Below are 16,260 nucleotides of genomic sequence, written 5' to 3' on the forward strand. Positions count from 1 at the left end.
GCCCTGGCATTGATCGGTCCGCAAGTCCTGCAGATGCTCACCGACGCCGGAGCAGCATTCTAGCCGCCGGCTTTTTCGCCCGCTGATCTCTCGGCAACGCCCAGCGCATCCGCCAGTCGCACCGTCGCAGAACCGGGCCGTTTTGGCCGCGGCTGATCAGGATGCGGCGCCCAGCCTCCGGCATGGATGATTTCGAAGCTCGCCCGGATCTTGCGATCCGCGTCAGCAAAGCGTTCTGAATAGATTTCGGCCATGCGCACAAAGAATTTTCTGCCCCGCGGCGCGCGGGGGCGGTCAGCCAGAATACTGGTTTCGCCCATCTTGCGCAGATCGCGCATCAATACGAACGCATTGCCATAGCGCACCGTGACGCGGTCGACATCGCTTACCGGCATGGCAAACCCCGCCCGTTGCAGCAGACCCGCCATGTCCACAGTGTCGGCAAACGGCGAGACCCGTGCCGCAGCGCCGCCATATAATTCGGTTTCAGCAGTCATCAGCGATTGACGCAGCTCTTTGAGGCTGGCGCCGCCGATCACGGCACAGGCAAAGAAGCCGTCACTCTTCAGCGCGCGGTTGATCTGGATCAGCGCACCCGGCAGGTCATTCGTCCAGTGCAGGGCGAGCGGGGACAGGACCAGATCAAAGCTTTCATCGGCAAAGGGCAATGCCTCTTCATCGACACACACATCATTGGCCAGCCGCTCCGCCAGATCGGTCTCAATGAGCTGGCCGATCTTGGCGGCCGCGCGGGGCCGGTCCTTCAGCGCCCGCCCCACAGCGCCGCCCCCGCCGAGGACCAGTGCGCGGGGAAAATCGCGGGAAATGCTCTCCACCCGGTCCAGCAAATCATCAATGGCGCGTTGCAAAAGGAAGTCATAATCGTGCAGGCTGCCGGCGGCACGATTGCGGCGCTGCCTGAGAAGGCGCCGGTCAAACAGGGCGGGAGGCGATGAGGTCATGGCACCGATATGGCGCGTTGGGCGCGGTTAGAAAAGCCGGGACTGCGGTCGGCAATCTGATCTGGCCACCGGTTTCGCCGCTGACCGGCTGCAATGTGGCCGCGACGGGCCAGCTGGAAGCGGACAGCTGGGCCGCCATTCATTTCCTCGATGCGCCCTGGTGCGACACGTGCGGCCTGCCTTTTGCCTATTGGGTGGGCGAGGGGGCAGAGTGCGGTGCCTGCCTGGCAAGAGCGCCAGCCGTACACAAGGCGAGGGCCGCCCTTGCCTATACGGACCTGTCCCGCCGGCTGGTACTGGATTTCAAGCATGGCGGACGGCTTGATGCGCTGGATCAGCTCGCCGCATGGATGGTCCGTGCCGGAACCGGCGTACTCGCCGGAGCACAGGCGCTTATACCGGTGCCGCTGCACCCGACTCGGCTTTTCACCCGGCGCTACAATCAATCCCTGCTGCTCGCCAATGCGGTGTCCCGGCGTACGGATATTCCGGTTGAGCCGGGCTGGCTGATCCGCAAGCGCCGCACGCCCACACAGGCCGGGCAGTCCGGCAAGGCGCGCCGCCGCAATGTCGCCGGAGCCTTCGCCGTGACCGCCCGGGGACACGCCGCCCTGGCGGGCAAGACCGTCGTGCTGATCGACGATGTGATGACGACCGGCGCGACATTCGAGGCCTGCGCCAAACCGCTTTTGCGGGCGGGCGCCGTCTTTGTGAACGCGCTGGCGCTTTCGCGCGTTGTGAAACCTGCCGATCCCACTACATAAGGGAGTGAGTCTCACCGGAGAGCGTTGGAATGGCCAAAGTCACGATCTACACCCGCCCGCTATGCGGATATTGCAGCCGGGCGGTCAGCCTGCTCAGGAAGAAGGGCGCGGATTTCGAGGAAATCAATGCCGGATTTGACGCCGGCAAGCGCGCTGAAATGGTGCAGCGGTCAAACGGCGGGCGCACCTTTCCGCAAATCTTCATTGGCGATGAGCATATCGGCGGATGCGATGACATGATGCGGCTGGAACGCGCCGGCCAGCTTGATGCGCTGCTAAGCGCCTGACGCGATGCGTATTGCCCTTGTCCAGATGCGGTCCGGGACGGACATCGCGGCCAATCTTTCCGACGCAGAGCGGCTGATCCGCGATGCTGCCGGACAGGGGGCGGCTTTTATCGCCACACCGGAAACCACGCATCTGGTTCAGAAGGACGCAGCAAGGCTGTTCGATGTCCTGCAGCATCCGGACGATGATCCGGCGCTTCCCTTTTTTGCAAAGCTGTCCAAGGAGTTGGGCATCACTCTGCTGATCGGTTCACTGGCCTTGCGCACAGCCGGCCAGCGCGCCGTCAACCGCTCCCATCTATTCGGCACGGATGGCCAGCTGATCGCGACCTATGACAAGGCGCACATGTTCGATGTCGGCCTCGGGCAGGGTGAAACCTATTCAGAATCAACAAATTACGACGCCGGCGACCGGGCTGTTCTGGCCGATATTCCCGGCGCGAAACTCGGCCTGACCATCTGCTATGATGTGCGCTTCCCCTATCTCTACCGGCAATTGGCGCAGGCCGGTGCGCAGATCATCACCGTGCCTTCCGCCTTCACCCGCCCCACGGGCAAGGCGCATTGGGAGGTGCTTTTGCGCGCCCGGGCCATCGAGACCGGCAGCTATATCCTGGCCCCGGCCCAGGGCGGGCTGCATGAGGATGGCCGCAAGACCTGGGGCCGCTCCATGGTGATCGACCCCTGGGGCGAAGTGGCCGCTCTGCTCGACCATGACAGGCCGGACGTCCTGCTGGCCGATCTCGATCTCTCGAAAGTCGAAGCCGCCCGTACCCGCATTCCCTCGCTGCAGCACGACCGGACGCTTTCCGGGCCCTAGTGACGGGCCAGCTTGGCGATTGGCGCAATCTTCCCCATATAGGGAGCATGATCCGCTATGCGCTCATATGTGACGGCTCTCATGAATTCGAAGCCTGGTTCCGCAATTCGGAGGATTTCGACATCCAGTCCGGAGCCGGGCTCGTGGAATGCCCGCATTGCGCCTCGGTGGATGTCAGGAAAGCCATCATGGCTCCGGCCATCGCCAAGGGCGGCAGCAGGCCAGCAGCTGATCCGCAAAGGATGATGCTGGAAATGGCCGGCAAGATCCGCAGCCATATCGCCGAGAATTTCGACTATGTCGGTGATCGTTTCGCCACCGAAGCGCGCGCCATGCATGCGGGCGCAAAGCCGGAAAAGCCCATCTATGGCGAAACCACGCCCGAGGAATCGAAGGCCCTTGCCGATGAGGGCGTGCCCTGCGCGCCGCTGCCCGATCCGCTGGTGCCGCTTCAGGCGAAGAAGTTGAACTAACCCGCCTTCGCCGCCACCATCATGTAATTCACCGACGCATCGCCGGTGATCTCGAATTCGTCCTTGAGCGGATTATAGGTCACGCCTGCGGGTGAACGTACCTCCAGACCTTCACCGGTCAGGGCGCGCCGAACTTCCTCCGGCTTGATCAGCTTGTCGAAGCGGTGTGTGCCGCGTGGCAACCAGCGCATCACCCATTCCGCGCCGAAAATCGCGAACACAAACGCCTTGGAGGTGCGGTTGATCGTGGCGACAATCATCAGCCCGCCGGGCTTGAGCAGCTTTGCGCAATCGCGCAGGAATGTGTCCGGATCGGCAACATGCTCCACCACTTCCAGATTGAGCACGACATCGAATTGTTCAGCGCCTTCGGCAAGCAATTGCTCGGCCGTGCCATGGCGATAGTCGATTTTCAGGCCCTGCTCTTCGGCATGGACCTTGGCGGTCTTGATATTGGGTTCGGCGGCATCAACAGCGGTGACGCTTGCCCCCAGCCGTGCCATGGGCTCGGCAATCAGCCCGCCGCCACAGCCGATATCCAGCAGCTTCAGGCCTTTCAGCGGCTCCACCCCGGCCTCCAGATTGAAATGGCTGATCAGGGCATCGCGGATATAGCCGATGCGCGCCGGATTGAATTTGTGCAGCGGTTTGAATTTGGACTCCGGATCCCACCATTCCGCCGCCATCCGCGAGAATTTTTCGACCTCATCCGGGTCGATGGAGGGGCTCGTCAGCTTTTCCGGGGCTTCGGCATGGGCCATGTCGCACACTCATTTCCGCTATGAATTTCTGTTCTGCCATAATATGGCCTCGCAGAGGCGCACTTTCGAGCCCGGTGTGAAGCGGTTATACGCCGCAGCACAGTATGCGAGGGTCAGGTTTGACCACAAGGGTCATGAAATTCGGCGGCACATCGGTCGGCTCACTCGACCGGATCCGTGCCTGCGCAGCCATTGTCGCGGCGGAACGTGCCCGCGGCGAAGCCGTGGCTGTCGTGGTGTCCGCCATGGCGGGCGAAACCGACCGGCTGTTATCGCTGGCCGGCAATCTCGGCTTCGGTCTTGGCGATGAGGAAACCGATGTGGTGCTCAGCGCCGGCGAACAGATCAGCGCCGCCCTGATGGCCATGGCGCTCGGCCAGAGCGGGTTGGCCTCGCGTTCCTTCCTCGGCTGGCAGGCACGTATCCGCACGGAAGGCCCGCCCGGTTCGGCCCGGATCAGCGGGCTGGATGCCGCCCCCATCCAGAGCGCCATGGGAGAGGGCTGTGTGCCCGTCATGGCCGGTTTTCAGGGGGCGTCCATCAATGAGCGTCTGCGCACGCTGGGCCGGGGCGGCACGGATCTGTCCGCTGTCGCGCTGGCGGCCGCACTGGGCGCGCAATGTGATATCTATACCGATGTGGACGGCGTATTCACTACGGATCCGCGTATAGAGCCGAAGGCCCGGCGGATTGACAGGATCAGCTATGACGAGATGCTGGAACTCGCCGCCCAGGGCGCAAAAGTGCTACAGACCCGCTCGGTGGAACTTGCCAAGGCGCGAAGCGTCCCCTTGCGGGTCTTGTCCAGCTTTGCCGAACAGGGCAAGTCAGAGGGCACCATGATCATGCAGGCAGAAGATATTGCCGAACGCCGGATCGTCTCCGGAATCGCCTATGCGCGCGACCAGGCCCGCATTGCCCTGCGCGGCCTGTCATCCGAACCGGGTGCCGCTGCCGCGGTTTTTGCCGGACTGGCCGACGCGGATATCGGCATCGACATGATCGTCCAGTCACCGTCCAGCGAGTCCGGGCGCGCCAATCTGGAATTCACCGTTGACCGCCGCGATCTCGACAAGGCGCTGGTCTGCATCGGCGAGAGTGATGCCCGTGATGTTCTCAGCGAAACCGGGCTTGCGAAAGTTTCCGTGGTCGGTCTCGGCCTGAACCGGCGCGCGGATGTCGCCCGCATCCTCTATGGTGCTCTGGCAAAGCAGAAAATCGCCATCCGCACGGTCTCGACCTCGGAAATCAAGATCAGCGTGCTGATCGAGAATGATGCCGTGGAGAATGCCGTCCGTGCCTTGCATGCTGCCTACGGCCTGGACGGTGCGGCATGATGGATGAGGTGATGGATACGTCCGGCATAAAGAATTTGCCTCCGGGACCGCGGCGTCTTCTGAAACGCCTGCGCGCCCTCATGGCAGCGCAGGAGAATGCGCAAAAGCGGCTGGACAACCTCACCGCCATGATCGCCGAGGAAACCGGCTCGGATGTGTCCTCCATCTATCTGGCGCGCCGCAGCGGGTCGCTGGAGCTGTGCGCAACTCACGGCCTGAAACAGGAAGCGGTCCACAATACCCGCCTGCAACATGGCGAGGGACTGGTCGGGCAGGTCGCCCTGACGGCCAAACCGCTGGCGGTTGCCGATGCCCCCGCCCACCCGGCTTTCTCCTACCGGCCCGAAACCGGCGAGGAACCGTTCAAATCCTTCATCGGCGTGCCCATCCTGCGGGGCGGCCGCCTGGTCGGCGTGCTGACCAGCCAGACCATACACGAGCGCCGGCTCGCCGACGGCGAAATCGAGACCCTTCAGACCGTCGCCATGATCCTCGCGGAGATCATTGCCTCCGGCGACATCATCGCACCGGAAGACCTCGCCGGTCTGGATGTCCGCCCCTCCCGGTCCGAGCGTTTCCAGGGCGGCGCTTTTTCACCCGGACTCGCCATCGGCGTTGCAGTCGTGCACGAGCCGCATGTCTCGCCGGTGCGACTGATTGCGGATGATCCGGAAGACGAGGAAGCCCGGCTCGACATCGCCATCAACGAGCTCCGCAAGGGCATTGACGACATGCTGGATGCCGGACGTCTGCCCTTCGGGGGGCCGACCCGCGATGTGCTGGAAGCCTATCGCATGTTCGCGCATGACCGGGGCTGGCTGACGCAACTCCGGGATGCTGTCCGGCAGGGCCTGACCACAGAGGCCGCCGTTGAACGGGTCCGCAATGAGCATCGCGCGCGCCTGATGCAGGCCAAGGACATGAATTTCCGTGAGCGCCTGCATGATCTGGAGGATCTCGCCAACCGCCTGTTGCGCCATCTTGATGAGAATTCCGGCGATGCCGGTGCGCCACTGCCGGACAATACCATTCTGATTGCCCGCTCCATCGGCCCGGCAGAATTGCTCGACTATGACCGGACCAAGCTGAAGGGGTTGGCGCTTGAAGAGGGATCGGCGTCCAGCCACGCAGTGATCGTCGCCAAGGCGCTGGGCATTCCGCTGGTCGGACAGGTCGAAGGCGCGCTCGATCGCGTCGAGACCGGTGATACAGTCATTCTCGACGGCGAATTCGGCCTCCTGCACATCCGCCCGAATGAAGAGGTCCGCGAAGCCTACACGGATCGGGCGGAAGCGATTTCCCGCCGTGCCGCCGCTTTTGCAAAGCTGAAGGATGCGCCGTCTGTGACCGCCGACGGCGTTCCGTTCGAGCTGCATCTCAATGCCGGCCTGCTCGTGGAATTGAAACGGCTGGAGGAAACCGGTGCCGCCGGAATCGGCCTGTTCCGTACCGAATTCCAGTTCATGGTTTCCCACACCCTGCCCAGCGTCAGCGAACAATGCGTCCTTTACAAATCCGTGGTGGATGCATGCGGCGACCGCCCGGCCGTGTTCCGGACACTCGATCTGGGCGGTGACAAGGTGACGGCGAGCGCGCCGGCCATGCGCGAGCCCAATCCGGCCCTGGGCTGGCGGGCCATCCGCATGGGACTTGATCGCCCCGGTCTTCTGCGGCTGCAATTAAGGGCACTGATCGAAGCGGCGGACGGCAGGGAGCTGGACGTGCTTTTCCCGATGATCGCCGCGCCCTGGGAATTCTTTGCCGCGCGCGACATGCTGGAAATGGAAATCCGGCGCGCCGAAAAATACGGGCACAAAAGGCCGCGAAAATGGCGGGCCGGGCTGATGCTGGAAACCCCGGGCATGGCCTTCGCCATAGATGAGGCACTGCCGCGGGTGGATTTCGTTGCTGTCGGCGCCAATGACCTCATGCAGTATTTCTTCGCTGCAGACCGGCTGAACGCCCGCGTTTCCAACCGCTATGATATCCTGTCTCCGGCCGCTTTGCGGCTTTTCCGTTCGGTTCAGAAATCCTGTGCCGAACACAATGTGCCGGTCTCGGTTTGCGGCGAGACGGCCAGCCGCCCGCTGGAAGCTGCGGTATTGCTGGCTCTGGGCTATACCAAACTCTCCATGGCCGCTTCCAGTATTGCGCCGGTGCGGACATTGCTCAACGGTCTGGAAGCGGAGAAACTTGGCGCATGGCTTGCATGCCGGCTTGATAAGCCGGGTCGCACTTTACGCGACGAATTGTTGAAAGCAGGCCCAGATGCTGGTTTACCGCCCGACTCTGTTGATAACTCGCGCATCATCTGAAATTATAAGGAGCTACGCGCGTAATGGGCGATTACGGCGCGGATCAAGAGTATCTGGCCAGAAGAGCCATGGAAAGCTAGGTGGATGATGTCCCAAGGGACGTCCAAAACAGGATTTGTGCCTGTCGACGCTGTTTATGCGGACTCGGGCAATGCCTATACGCGCCTGTCGGCTGGCGAGCGGCTTCGCGAAGCCCGCAGCCGGCTCGGTCTGACACTCGACAGCGCCGCGGCCCGTACCCGCATCCGCCGTGATTATCTCGAAGCTCTGGAAACCATGGATCCGCGTGGCCTTCCCGCACAGGCGTATGCCATTGGCTATCTGCGGACCTATGCCCGTTTTCTGGAGCTGGACGAGGCAGCGCTGGTCGAGCAATTCAAGGCGGAAGCCGACACCCAGACCGGCCGTGCCACACCGACCGCCCCCCAGCAGCAACGCGAGATCAAATTGCCGCGCGGCCTGATCGGGGTGGTGGTGATCCTGCTGCTCGTGACCCTGATCGCCTGGTGGTATTCCAATGCCATATCCGGCGAGACCGTTTTCGACGACATTCCCCCGCCGCCTGATGATGTTCTGGGCGAGACTGCGGGCAATGCGGTTTTTGCCACCGATCTGCCCCGCGTGGCGTCAGCCGACATCTGGTCTGGCCTGCCTTCCCTGAATCCCACCGAGGATGAAATTCCGGATATCATCCTGCGGGCCAGCGCCCCGGTTTTCCTCGAAGTGCGTGACAGCGCAGGGCGAATCCTGTTCTCGCGAGAGTTGGGCGTGGATGAAACCTACCGCCCGCTGTCCGAGCCGGGTGTCACGGTCACAGCCGCGGATGGCGGCCGCATCATGGTCGAGATCGAAGGCGAGGATGCCCAACCGCTCGGCGAACCCGGCCAGCCCGTTGCGGACATGCCATTGCTGAACGAACCGCCGACTGACCCGGCATAGGGACGCACCCCCTCGCAAGCCGGATCAATCGCGTCTATATCCGGGTTCAAAGCCCGAATGAGCAAGTCCATGCATGAACAGCATCGCGAAGTCCGCCCCTGGCGCATGATCGAGCGCCGCAAGAGCCGCAAAATCCATGTTGGCAATATTGCCGTCGGCGGGGATGCGCCGATCAGCGTGCAATCCATGACCAACACGCCGACGCAGGATGTTTCGGCGACGATTGGCCAGATCCGCCAGCTGGAGGAGGCCGGGGCCGATATCGTGCGCGTTTCCTGCCCCGACGAGGAGTCCACCGCGGCGTTTTCGGCAATTGCAAAATCGGTGTCGGTGCCGCTCGTGGCGGACATCCATTTCCATTACAAGCGCGGCATCGAAGCGGCGAAGGCCGGTGCAGCCTGCCTGCGCATCAACCCCGGCAATATTGGCAAGATGGATCGCGTGAAAGAGGTCGTCCAGGCCGCCAGGGATCACGGCTGCTCCATCCGCATCGGGGTGAATGGCGGTTCGCTGGAACGCCACCTGCTGGAAAAATATGGCGAGCCCTGCCCTGAAGCCATGGTGGAGAGCGCGCTCGATCACGCGAAAATTCTCGATGATCTCGACTTCCACGAATACAAGATTTCGGTGAAGGCGTCCGACCTGTTCCTGACCGTGGCCGCCTACCAGATGCTGGCCGAAGCCACGGATGCGCCCCTGCATCTCGGCGTCACCGAAGCGGGCGGAGCACGCATCGGCTCGGTCAAGTCCGCGATCGGCATGGGCAATCTCCTCTGGTCCGGCATCGGCGACACCATCCGCGTATCGCTATCAGCCGATCCCGTCGAGGAGATCAAGGTCGGGTTCGACATGCTGAAATCGCTGGGCCTGCGCACACGCGGCGTCAACATCATCGCCTGCCCGTCCTGTGCGCGGCAGGGCTTTGACGTAATCCGCACCGTCGAGGCGCTCGAAGCGCGCCTGTCGCACATTTCAGAGCCGATCTCGCTGTCGATCATCGGCTGTGTCGTCAACGGGCCGGGCGAGGCCATGTTCACCGATCTCGGCTTTACCGGCGGCGGCAAGGGCTCGGGCAAGATGTATGTCTCCGGCAAGGCGGATCACAACGTTTCCAACGAGGAAATGGTCGAGCACATTGCCCGCCTGGTCGAAGCCCGCGCTGAACAGATGCGTGCCGCCAGGGATGCAGCGGAGTAAACCCATGAAACTCTACGGGCTGAAGAATTGCGACACCTGCAAAAAAGCCATGAAGGCTCTCGACGCCGCCGGGCAGAGCTACACCTTCGTCGATATTCGCGCCGAGGCGGATGTGGCCTCGCTCGCCCCGCAATGGCTGAAGCAGGTTGATTCCGCAAAGTTGATCAATACCCGCTCCACTACATGGCGGCAGCTGGACGAGGCCGAGCGCGCCAAGGCCGAAACCGATCCCGTGGGCCTGCTGGCGGCCAACCCGACGCTCGTCAAACGTCCGGTGATCGAGCGCGGCGATGAGGTTTTCGTCGGCTGGACGAAGGATGTTCAGGCGTCCTTGGGCGTCTGATCGTGTCCGGGCTGCGTGATCAATGCGATATCCGGATCGGTTTTCCGCGCGGCGATGAAGGCACGCCCGCGCAATGGCTGCGGACCATCGCCGATTATCTGGAAAACGAAAACGCCACCGACGAAATATATCTCGCCGGCAAGCTTGCCGAAAAGCTGGAGCGCTACTGCGCAGAAATGCTTGGCAAGCCCGCTGCGCTCTGGTTTCCGACCGGCACAATGGCGCAGGCCGCTGCCGCGCTGATCCACGCAGACGCAACAGGCCGCAAAACCCTCGCTCTGCACCCGACGTCTCACCTTCTCCTGCACGAAGATGACGGCGCGCAGCAACTCCTGAAGCTGGATGTCGCGATCCTGGGCGAGTGGCCGCGCGTCATTGACGCACGCGACGTGCAGGCTCTCGACGTCGATCCCGCCTGCGGCTTCATCGAGTTACCGCAGCGCCATAATGGCGGACTTTGCCCGGATTGGGAAACGCTGACCGGAGCAGTGAGTGCGATCCATGCAAGAGGTGCCAGAGCCCACATGGACGGCGCGCGCCTGTGGTCGACTCGCGAGGCCCTCGGCGGGCGCAGCTATGCAGACATCTGTGCGCCCTTCGACAGTGTTTATGCCTCTTTCTACAAGGAAATCGGCGCGCTGGGCGGGGCCATCCTCGCCGGAGAAGCAGATTTCATCGCGCAGGCCAAACTCTGGCGGCACCGGCAGGGCGGCTTGCTGATCCGGGGCTGGCCGATGATCGCCGATGCGTTGCGCTGCCTGCCGCGCGTCATTGACGCCATGCCGGGCTGTATCGCCGCGGCAAGGGAGATTGCCGGCCAGATCCGCAACATCGGCTTTGAAATCGAGCCATGGCCGGTTCAGACCAGCATGTTCCATGTCCGCCTGCCGCTCACCAAGGCCGAGTTCGCGGCGCTTCGCGATGCCATAGCGCGCGAAACGAACGTCTGGATTGGCGGATCCGGCTGGGAGCTGGACGGGCGCCCGGGCATGTCGCTGGAAATAGCGGTCGATGCACAGCTGGCTGCGGCGGACCGGGGCCGGCTTGTCGAGGCCTTTGCCATGCTGAGACGCCGGATCGCCGCCTAGTCCACCAGCGTCACAAGTGGCAGAGAGATATCGGTATTCTCCCCCTGGCGGCGGACGGTGATCGCGTCCGGCATAGGCTCGCCGCGTGCAACACCGCATCCCCGTTCGGCGACCGGCAAACCATCAAAATGGGTCAGCACATCGCCTTCGGCGAGCCCGGCCCCGGCTGCCGCACTGCCCGGCAGGATCGCATCAATGGTTATGGTCCGGCCCGGCGTCGGGCGCAGTGCCAGACCGTGGGTGACTTCGGCATCCATGGTAATCGGGCCCCCGCTGTCGATCCGCTCGATCCGGACGCGGTCATTCTCGAGGTCGAAGGTCCAGGTGAAGTGGCGCATCATCATGCCGCCGATAATTTCCGTTTCCGGAAGACTCTCGATCAGGGGTTGTTCGAACACGTGGGGGCCGATACGGGCATTGCCGGCCAGACGTCCACCGTCCCTGTATTCGATTCGCGAAAAACGGATTGAAGCGCCAACCGGCCGCGGCGTTTCGGTGAGGTTGTAGCGGTCCAGATTCTGGACTGCCAGCGGTGTACCTCCCGCTCCGGAATCAATCAGCAGGCGCCGGGTCCGCCCGTCGATATCCACCCGCAGGAAAGGCCGCACGCCGGGACCGCGTGTTGAAAAAACCGTCTCATTATCCGGCCGTGGCAATTCGCCTTCGGTCAGGCGGATCGTGCCGGCCTCATAATCCAGCGTCATGAGAAAATCGCGGAAAAACGTGTAACCGAGAATACCGTCAATCTCCCGGCCGAGCCCGACGGTAAGATGGTCGAGCTGGCTGAGCCGCACCGGCAAGCGATTAATATCCAGCGGTCCCATCGTGGCATTGGTGATATTCACACCGTCCAGATCGCTGACATCCATGTTTGCCACCCGTGCGATGGAATCGGGGTCGATATAGGTCCGCTCGGCGCCGGTATCATAGATCAGCCAGAGCGTCCGGTCCGCATCGCTAGCCGGTCGTCCCTCCTGCGCACTGACCACAATCGGGACGAAAAAATAGTCGCGGCACATCTCGGTGGGAATAACGAGCTCTTCCTGCGCCAGAGCGGCGACAGGAAGGATGAGCAAGGCGAAGGTGGTCGAGATGATTTTCAGCATAAGGGGAGTATTGCCGGACTTCTTTTATGAGAAAAGGGGGCAGGCTCTTTTCATTTTCCATGGAATCCGGCCACATGCACCGATGACAGCACTCAATGCCATCTGCGTCTATTGCGGCTCGAATGCCGGAACGCGCCCGGAATATGCTGCCGCCGCGAAAGCCATGGGCGAAGCTCTGGCCGAACGGGGCCTCACCCTTGTCTATGGGGGTGGCAAGGTCGGCCTGATGGGCGCCGTCGCGGATGCCGCCCTGGCCGCTGGCGGCCGCGTGATTGGCATCATCCCTGAATTCCTGGCCCTCAAGGAGGTGGCACATGCCGGCCTGACGGAGCTGGTCGTGGTCGACTCCATGCACACGCGTAAGGCCGAGATGGAACGCCGCTCGGATGGCTTCATCGCCCTGCCGGGCGGTATCGGCACCATGGAAGAACTCTTCGAGATCTGGACATGGAGCCAGCTTGGTCAGCATAAAAAGCCCTGCGGCCTGCTCGATGTTGACGGCTATTTCAGCCATCTCAATGCCTTCCTCGACCGCATGGCGGAAGATGGTTTCGTCAACGCGGATCACCGCGCCATGCTCCACCGCAGCGAAAATGCCAGCCAGCTTCTCGATGCCTTTGCCGGCTACGAAGCGCCGCCGGCCGATATCCGCATCAAGGTGCAACAGACGTGATGACATTACAGGCCGCCGAGTTCACACCGGATTACGATTAAAGGGGAGACTTCCATGACCGATTCCATTCTCACACCCGCCCTTGCCCTGATCTGCTGGACGCTGGTCATGTGGATCTGGATGTATGCCACCCGTATCCCGGCCATGCAGAAGGCGAAGATCAACCCGGCGAAACTGCAGGAAAAATCAGAGCTGGATGTCCTGCCGAAGGAAGTCCGCCGCATCGCCGACAATTACAACCATTTGCACGAACAGCCGGTGATTTTCTATGCGCTGATCTTCTACGCTGCCCTTGCCGGGTCGGCATCAGTAGTGATGATCTATGCGGCCTGGGCGTATGTCGCCTTGCGCATCGCGCACAGCCTGATCCAGGCGCTCTGGAATTTCATCCCGGTCCGCTTCTCCGTGTTCATGCTGTCCTCACTCGTTCTCCTGTTCATCGCAGCCATCAATGTCGGCTATTTGCTGGGGAGCTAACAGCAAAGAGGCGTTTTCAGTTTTCACGGTCGGTGATAACCACGCTCCATGCACGCCCCAGAAGCCCGTCTGGAACAGGTCCTTGACCGGTTCGATCAAGTTGAAGCCCGCCTCGGCGCCGCCAGTGACGGCGAAGAGATCGTGCGCCTGTCCCGTGAACACTCCGAGCTGAAGCCCGTCGCCGAAAAAGCCCGCGCGCTGAAAGCCGCCCGTGCCGAGCTGGCCGATCTCGAGGAAATGATGGAAGGCGGCGACCGCGAAATGGCGGAAATGGCGCGCGAGGAATTCTACGCGCTGAAGGAACGCCTGCCGGATCTGGAGCACGAGGTGGCCTTGCTCCTTCTGCCAAAGGACAAGGACGATACCGCCAATGCCATGCTGGAAATACGCGCCGGGACAGGCGGGGACGAAGCGGCGCTCTTTGCCGGCGATCTCTACGAGATGTATCGACGCTATGCCGAGTTGCAGGGCTGGAAGTTCGAACTGGAATCCGCCAGCGAGGGCGAGGTCGGCGGCTACAAGGAGGTCATTGCCTCGATCTCGGGCAATGGCGTATTTGGCCGCCTGAAATTTGAATCCGGCGTGCACCGTGTCCAGCGCGTCCCCGCCACCGAAAGCCAGGGCCGCGTCCACACCTCCGCAGCCACCGTTGCCATCCTGCCCGAGCCCGAAGAGATCGATATCGAGCTCAAGGACGATGATATCCGCGTCGATACGATGCGGGCGTCCGGCGCCGGCGGCCAGCACGTCAACAAAACCGATTCCGCCGTCCGCATGACCCACATACCCACCGGAATCGTGGTGCTGTGCCAGGAAAAGTCCCAGCACCAGAACCGCGCCCGCGCCCTGCAGCTGCTCAAGACCAAACTCTATGACATGGAGCGCGAGGCGGCGGATGCAGAGCGTGCCAATGCCCGCAAATCCCAGGTCGGCTCCGGCGACCGGTCGGAGAAAATCCGCACCTATAATTTCCCCGAAAACCGGGTCTCCGACCACCGTATCAAGCTGACCCTCTACAAACTGCAGGACATCCTTTCCGGCAATGCGCTCGACGAGGTGATTTCCGCTCTCATTGCCGAGGATGAAGCTGCCCGTCTTGCTGCCCTGGCGGATGCATGACCGGGCGCGTCGCTGCGCTGGCCCGCCACCCGGTGAAGGGCTTTACACCGGAACCGCTGTCCTCTGTTCATTTGCGCGCCGGTGCACACTTTCCCGGCGACCGGCTCTATGCCGTCGAGGACGGCCCGTCCGGCTTCGATCCGGAAGCGCCTGAGCACATAAAGAAGATGGCCTTTACCGTTCTGGCGAAATTGCCGGAGGTCGCGGCGGTCCGCACGAAATGGAATGAGGACGAAGGCACACTGACAGCCTGGCATCCGGATTTCGGGGAAATAACTATAGATCTCGAAGATGATTCCGGCCGCTCGGTTTTCGCCACCTGGCTCTCCGGCGTGCTGGCAGGCAAGGTGAGGGGGCCGCTGAAAGTGCTCGCAGCTCCGAATGCTCACCGCTTCATGGACAGCCGCACCGGCTTTGTTTCCCTCATTAATCTGGAAAGTGTCCGCGATTTCGAAGCGAAGATCGGCCGCCCCGTCGATCCGGCGCGTTTTCGCGGCAATGTCATGGTTGAGGGTTGGCCGGCCTGGTCGGAACTGGAGATGGCGGATCAGGAGATCGTTATCGGCGGGGCCCGCTTGCGGGGACTCAAACCGATTGAGCGCTGCACCGCCACCCATGTCGATCCGCACACGGCAGTGCGGGACATTGATGTCGTTCCGCTCCTGCGCCAGCATTATGGCCACTTCGATTGCGGGCTGTATGCGGAGGTAGCTATCAGCGGAAATATCCATACCGGCGACGCTGCCGGACCACTGTAATGATTGACGCGGCTCGCAAGGCGCGCTGGATCGCGCAGCTGAAATCCGCTGGCATCGATGAAGCGGCCCTGGATCTGCGCCACATTCTGCTGGCCGCCGCAGATGATACCGCTGTGGACACCATGGTCACCCGCCGCGCCAGTCGCGAACCGCTTTCCCACATTCTCGGTGACAAGCCGTTCTGGACGCTGGACCTGAAGGTCACGCCCGACGTGCTCACCCCGCGGGCCGACACCGAAACACTGGTTGAGACATGCCTGAAGCAGATCAGCAGCAGAAATGCAGCACTGCGCATCGCCGATTTCGGGACCGGGTCCGGCGCCATTCTGCTGGCGCTCCTGTCCGAATGGCCCAACGCAACAGGGCTCGGCATCGATATCAGCGAATCGGCCTTGGCGATTGCGATGGAAAATGCCGTTCGGAACCGGCTTTCAGACCGCGCTGATTTCCAGACCGGGAACTGGGCTGAGGGCATTTCCGATAACAGTCTCGACCTGGCTGTTTCCAATCCGCCCTATATCGCCAGCGCCGTGCTGGAGACACTGGACCCGGAAGTGCGTGAGTACGAGCCCCGCATCGCCCTCGATGGCGGCGCAAACGGCCTCGATATCTATCGCATTCTTTTGCCAGAACTTTTTCGGGTTCTGAAATCCGGCGGACGCATGGCTGTCGAAATCGGATATGATCAGGCAGAGGCCATTATGGCGCTGGCAGAAAAGGCCGGATTTGCCGGGATTGCCCTCGCGCGGGACCTCGGCGGGCAGCCACGTGTCGTCTCCGGGCTGAAACCGTAAACCGCAACCGACAAAGCCCCTTGGAAAATGATCCAATGCGGGCTAGC

General features: G+C 62.3%; 18 protein-coding genes. 15 read left to right on the forward strand and 3 right to left on the reverse strand.

Translation table 11 applies throughout. The annotated features are described in order from the left end of the window. Nucleotides 1-59 precede the first annotated feature (59 nt). On the reverse strand, nucleotides 60-962 hold the full coding sequence (locus tag DBR16_RS02230) for a methyltransferase domain-containing protein (RefSeq protein ID WP_109259599.1): 903 nt from the start codon (nucleotides 960-962) through the stop codon (nucleotides 60-62). Between DBR16_RS02230 and DBR16_RS02235 the strand changes: the two genes are divergently transcribed. The 4 genes from DBR16_RS02235 to DBR16_RS02250 are packed head-to-tail and all read left to right on the forward strand — an operon-like array spanning nucleotide 953 to nucleotide 3,306. Then, nucleotides 953-1,726, forward strand: a complete 774-nt coding sequence (locus DBR16_RS02235) for a ComF family protein (RefSeq protein WP_109260017.1) — start codon at nucleotides 953-955, stop codon at nucleotides 1,724-1,726. The two genes, DBR16_RS02230 and DBR16_RS02235, sit on opposite strands and share 10 nt — an antisense overlap. 29 nt (nucleotides 1,727-1,755) lie before the next feature. After that, nucleotides 1,756-2,013: a glutaredoxin 3 gene (grxC, locus tag DBR16_RS02240; RefSeq protein ID WP_109259600.1), complete on the forward strand. Its 258-nt coding sequence runs from the start codon at nucleotides 1,756-1,758 to the stop codon at nucleotides 2,011-2,013. Nucleotides 2,014-2,017: 4 nt separating this feature from the next. Beyond that, nucleotides 2,018-2,833: a carbon-nitrogen hydrolase family protein gene (locus DBR16_RS02245; protein ID WP_109259601.1), complete on the forward strand. Its 816-nt coding sequence runs from the start codon at nucleotides 2,018-2,020 to the stop codon at nucleotides 2,831-2,833. A gap of 47 nt (nucleotides 2,834-2,880) precedes the next feature. After that, entirely contained in the window at nucleotides 2,881-3,306 is a 426-nt protein-coding gene (locus DBR16_RS02250; RefSeq protein WP_109259602.1) for a DUF1178 family protein, read from the forward strand. Here DBR16_RS02250 and ubiG read toward each other — a convergent pair. Continuing rightward, complete coding sequence (gene ubiG / locus DBR16_RS02255) at nucleotides 3,303-4,067, reverse strand: bifunctional 2-polyprenyl-6-hydroxyphenol methylase/3-demethylubiquinol 3-O-methyltransferase UbiG (RefSeq protein ID WP_109259603.1); 765 nt, start codon at nucleotides 4,065-4,067, stop codon at nucleotides 3,303-3,305. The two genes, DBR16_RS02250 and ubiG, sit on opposite strands and share 4 nt — an antisense overlap. 134 nt (nucleotides 4,068-4,201) lie before the next feature. Here ubiG and DBR16_RS02260 point away from each other — a divergent pair, with 134 nt between their 5' ends. The 6 genes from DBR16_RS02260 to DBR16_RS02285 all read left to right on the forward strand — a co-directional run bounded on the left by DBR16_RS02260 (nucleotide 4,202) and on the right by DBR16_RS02285 (nucleotide 11,286). Then, nucleotides 4,202-5,404 carry an aspartate kinase gene (locus tag DBR16_RS02260; protein ID WP_407657705.1) on the forward strand — a complete coding sequence of 401 codons (1,203 nt, stop codon included), beginning with the start codon at nucleotides 4,202-4,204 and terminating at the stop codon, nucleotides 5,402-5,404. Then, complete coding sequence (ptsP, locus tag DBR16_RS02265; protein WP_233347519.1) at nucleotides 5,401-7,719, forward strand: phosphoenolpyruvate--protein phosphotransferase; 2,319 nt, start codon at nucleotides 5,401-5,403, stop codon at nucleotides 7,717-7,719. Before DBR16_RS02260 ends, ptsP begins: the two co-directional genes overlap by 4 nt. 84 nt (nucleotides 7,720-7,803) lie before the next feature. Then, on the forward strand, nucleotides 7,804-8,658 hold the full coding sequence (locus DBR16_RS02270) for a helix-turn-helix domain-containing protein (RefSeq protein WP_109259605.1): 855 nt from the start codon (nucleotides 7,804-7,806) through the stop codon (nucleotides 8,656-8,658). A 69-nt stretch (nucleotides 8,659-8,727) separates the two neighbouring features. Beyond that, entirely contained in the window at nucleotides 8,728-9,855 is a 1,128-nt protein-coding gene (ispG, locus tag DBR16_RS02275; protein ID WP_233347521.1) for a flavodoxin-dependent (E)-4-hydroxy-3-methylbut-2-enyl-diphosphate synthase, read from the forward strand. Nucleotides 9,856-9,859: 4 nt separating this feature from the next. Next, nucleotides 9,860-10,198: an ArsC/Spx/MgsR family protein gene (locus tag DBR16_RS02280; protein WP_109259607.1), complete on the forward strand. Its 339-nt coding sequence runs from the start codon at nucleotides 9,860-9,862 to the stop codon at nucleotides 10,196-10,198. 2 nt (nucleotides 10,199-10,200) lie between these two features. Continuing rightward, nucleotides 10,201-11,286: a threonine aldolase family protein gene (locus tag DBR16_RS02285; protein WP_161539378.1), complete on the forward strand. Its 1,086-nt coding sequence runs from the start codon at nucleotides 10,201-10,203 to the stop codon at nucleotides 11,284-11,286. Here DBR16_RS02285 and DBR16_RS02290 read toward each other — a convergent pair. Next, a complete protein-coding gene (locus DBR16_RS02290; RefSeq protein ID WP_109259609.1) occupies nucleotides 11,283-12,392 on the reverse strand; it encodes a hypothetical protein in 1,110 nt (369 codons plus the stop codon). The two genes, DBR16_RS02285 and DBR16_RS02290, sit on opposite strands and share 4 nt — an antisense overlap. An 82-nt stretch (nucleotides 12,393-12,474) precedes the next feature. On the opposite strand from DBR16_RS02290, the gene DBR16_RS02295 reads away from it, so the two are divergent. From DBR16_RS02295 to prmC, 5 genes are read left to right on the forward strand one after another with little or no spacing between them, the layout of a single operon-like run. Further along, nucleotides 12,475-13,065, forward strand: a complete 591-nt coding sequence (locus DBR16_RS02295) for an LOG family protein (protein ID WP_109260019.1) — start codon at nucleotides 12,475-12,477, stop codon at nucleotides 13,063-13,065. A 54-nt stretch (nucleotides 13,066-13,119) separates the two neighbouring features. Next, the gene (locus DBR16_RS02300; protein WP_109259610.1) at nucleotides 13,120-13,542 is read left to right on the forward strand and encodes an MAPEG family protein; all 423 of its coding nucleotides are present in this window, start codon (nucleotides 13,120-13,122) and stop codon (nucleotides 13,540-13,542) included. A gap of 48 nt (nucleotides 13,543-13,590) precedes the next feature. After that, nucleotides 13,591-14,661: a peptide chain release factor 1 gene (prfA, locus tag DBR16_RS02305; protein ID WP_109259611.1), complete on the forward strand. Its 1,071-nt coding sequence runs from the start codon at nucleotides 13,591-13,593 to the stop codon at nucleotides 14,659-14,661. Continuing rightward, nucleotides 14,658-15,419 carry an MOSC domain-containing protein gene (locus DBR16_RS02310; protein ID WP_109259612.1) on the forward strand — a complete coding sequence of 254 codons (762 nt, stop codon included), beginning with the start codon at nucleotides 14,658-14,660 and terminating at the stop codon, nucleotides 15,417-15,419. The genes prfA and DBR16_RS02310 overlap by 4 nt, the downstream gene beginning before the upstream one ends. After that, entirely contained in the window at nucleotides 15,419-16,213 is a 795-nt protein-coding gene (gene prmC, locus DBR16_RS02315; RefSeq protein ID WP_109259613.1) for a peptide chain release factor N(5)-glutamine methyltransferase, read from the forward strand. Before DBR16_RS02310 ends, prmC begins: the two co-directional genes overlap by 1 nt. Nucleotides 16,214-16,260 lie beyond the last annotated feature (47 nt).

The organism is Hyphobacterium indicum (genome assembly GCF_003129605.1).
In the GTDB taxonomy this organism is placed as follows: Bacteria; Pseudomonadota; Alphaproteobacteria; order Caulobacterales; family Maricaulaceae; genus Hyphobacterium; species Hyphobacterium indicum.

Coding starts and splice junctions, on each gene's coding strand:
- DBR16_RS02235 (WP_109260017.1), top strand. CDS start 953: ATGAGGTCATGGCACCGATATGGCGCGTTGGGCGCGGTTAGAAAAGCC.
- DBR16_RS02230 (WP_109259599.1), bottom strand. CDS start 962: ATGACCTCATCGCCTCCCGCCCTGTTTGACCGGCGCCTTCTCAGGCAG.
- grxC (WP_109259600.1), top strand. CDS start 1,756: ATGGCCAAAGTCACGATCTACACCCGCCCGCTATGCGGATATTGCAGC.
- DBR16_RS02245 (WP_109259601.1), top strand. CDS start 2,018: ATGCGTATTGCCCTTGTCCAGATGCGGTCCGGGACGGACATCGCGGCC.
- DBR16_RS02250 (WP_109259602.1), top strand. CDS start 2,881: ATGATCCGCTATGCGCTCATATGTGACGGCTCTCATGAATTCGAAGCC.
- ubiG (WP_109259603.1), bottom strand. CDS start 4,067: ATGGCCCATGCCGAAGCCCCGGAAAAGCTGACGAGCCCCTCCATCGAC.
- DBR16_RS02260 (WP_407657705.1), top strand. CDS start 4,202: ATGAAATTCGGCGGCACATCGGTCGGCTCACTCGACCGGATCCGTGCC.
- ptsP (WP_233347519.1), top strand. CDS start 5,401: ATGATGGATGAGGTGATGGATACGTCCGGCATAAAGAATTTGCCTCCG.
- DBR16_RS02270 (WP_109259605.1), top strand. CDS start 7,804: ATGATGTCCCAAGGGACGTCCAAAACAGGATTTGTGCCTGTCGACGCT.
- ispG (WP_233347521.1), top strand. CDS start 8,728: ATGCATGAACAGCATCGCGAAGTCCGCCCCTGGCGCATGATCGAGCGC.
- DBR16_RS02280 (WP_109259607.1), top strand. CDS start 9,860: ATGAAACTCTACGGGCTGAAGAATTGCGACACCTGCAAAAAAGCCATG.
- DBR16_RS02290 (WP_109259609.1), bottom strand. CDS start 12,392: ATGCTGAAAATCATCTCGACCACCTTCGCCTTGCTCATCCTTCCTGTC.
- DBR16_RS02295 (WP_109260019.1), top strand. CDS start 12,475: ATGACAGCACTCAATGCCATCTGCGTCTATTGCGGCTCGAATGCCGGA.
- DBR16_RS02300 (WP_109259610.1), top strand. CDS start 13,120: ATGACCGATTCCATTCTCACACCCGCCCTTGCCCTGATCTGCTGGACG.
- prfA (WP_109259611.1), top strand. CDS start 13,591: ATGCACGCCCCAGAAGCCCGTCTGGAACAGGTCCTTGACCGGTTCGAT.
- DBR16_RS02310 (WP_109259612.1), top strand. CDS start 14,658: ATGACCGGGCGCGTCGCTGCGCTGGCCCGCCACCCGGTGAAGGGCTTT.
- prmC (WP_109259613.1), top strand. CDS start 15,419: ATGATTGACGCGGCTCGCAAGGCGCGCTGGATCGCGCAGCTGAAATCC.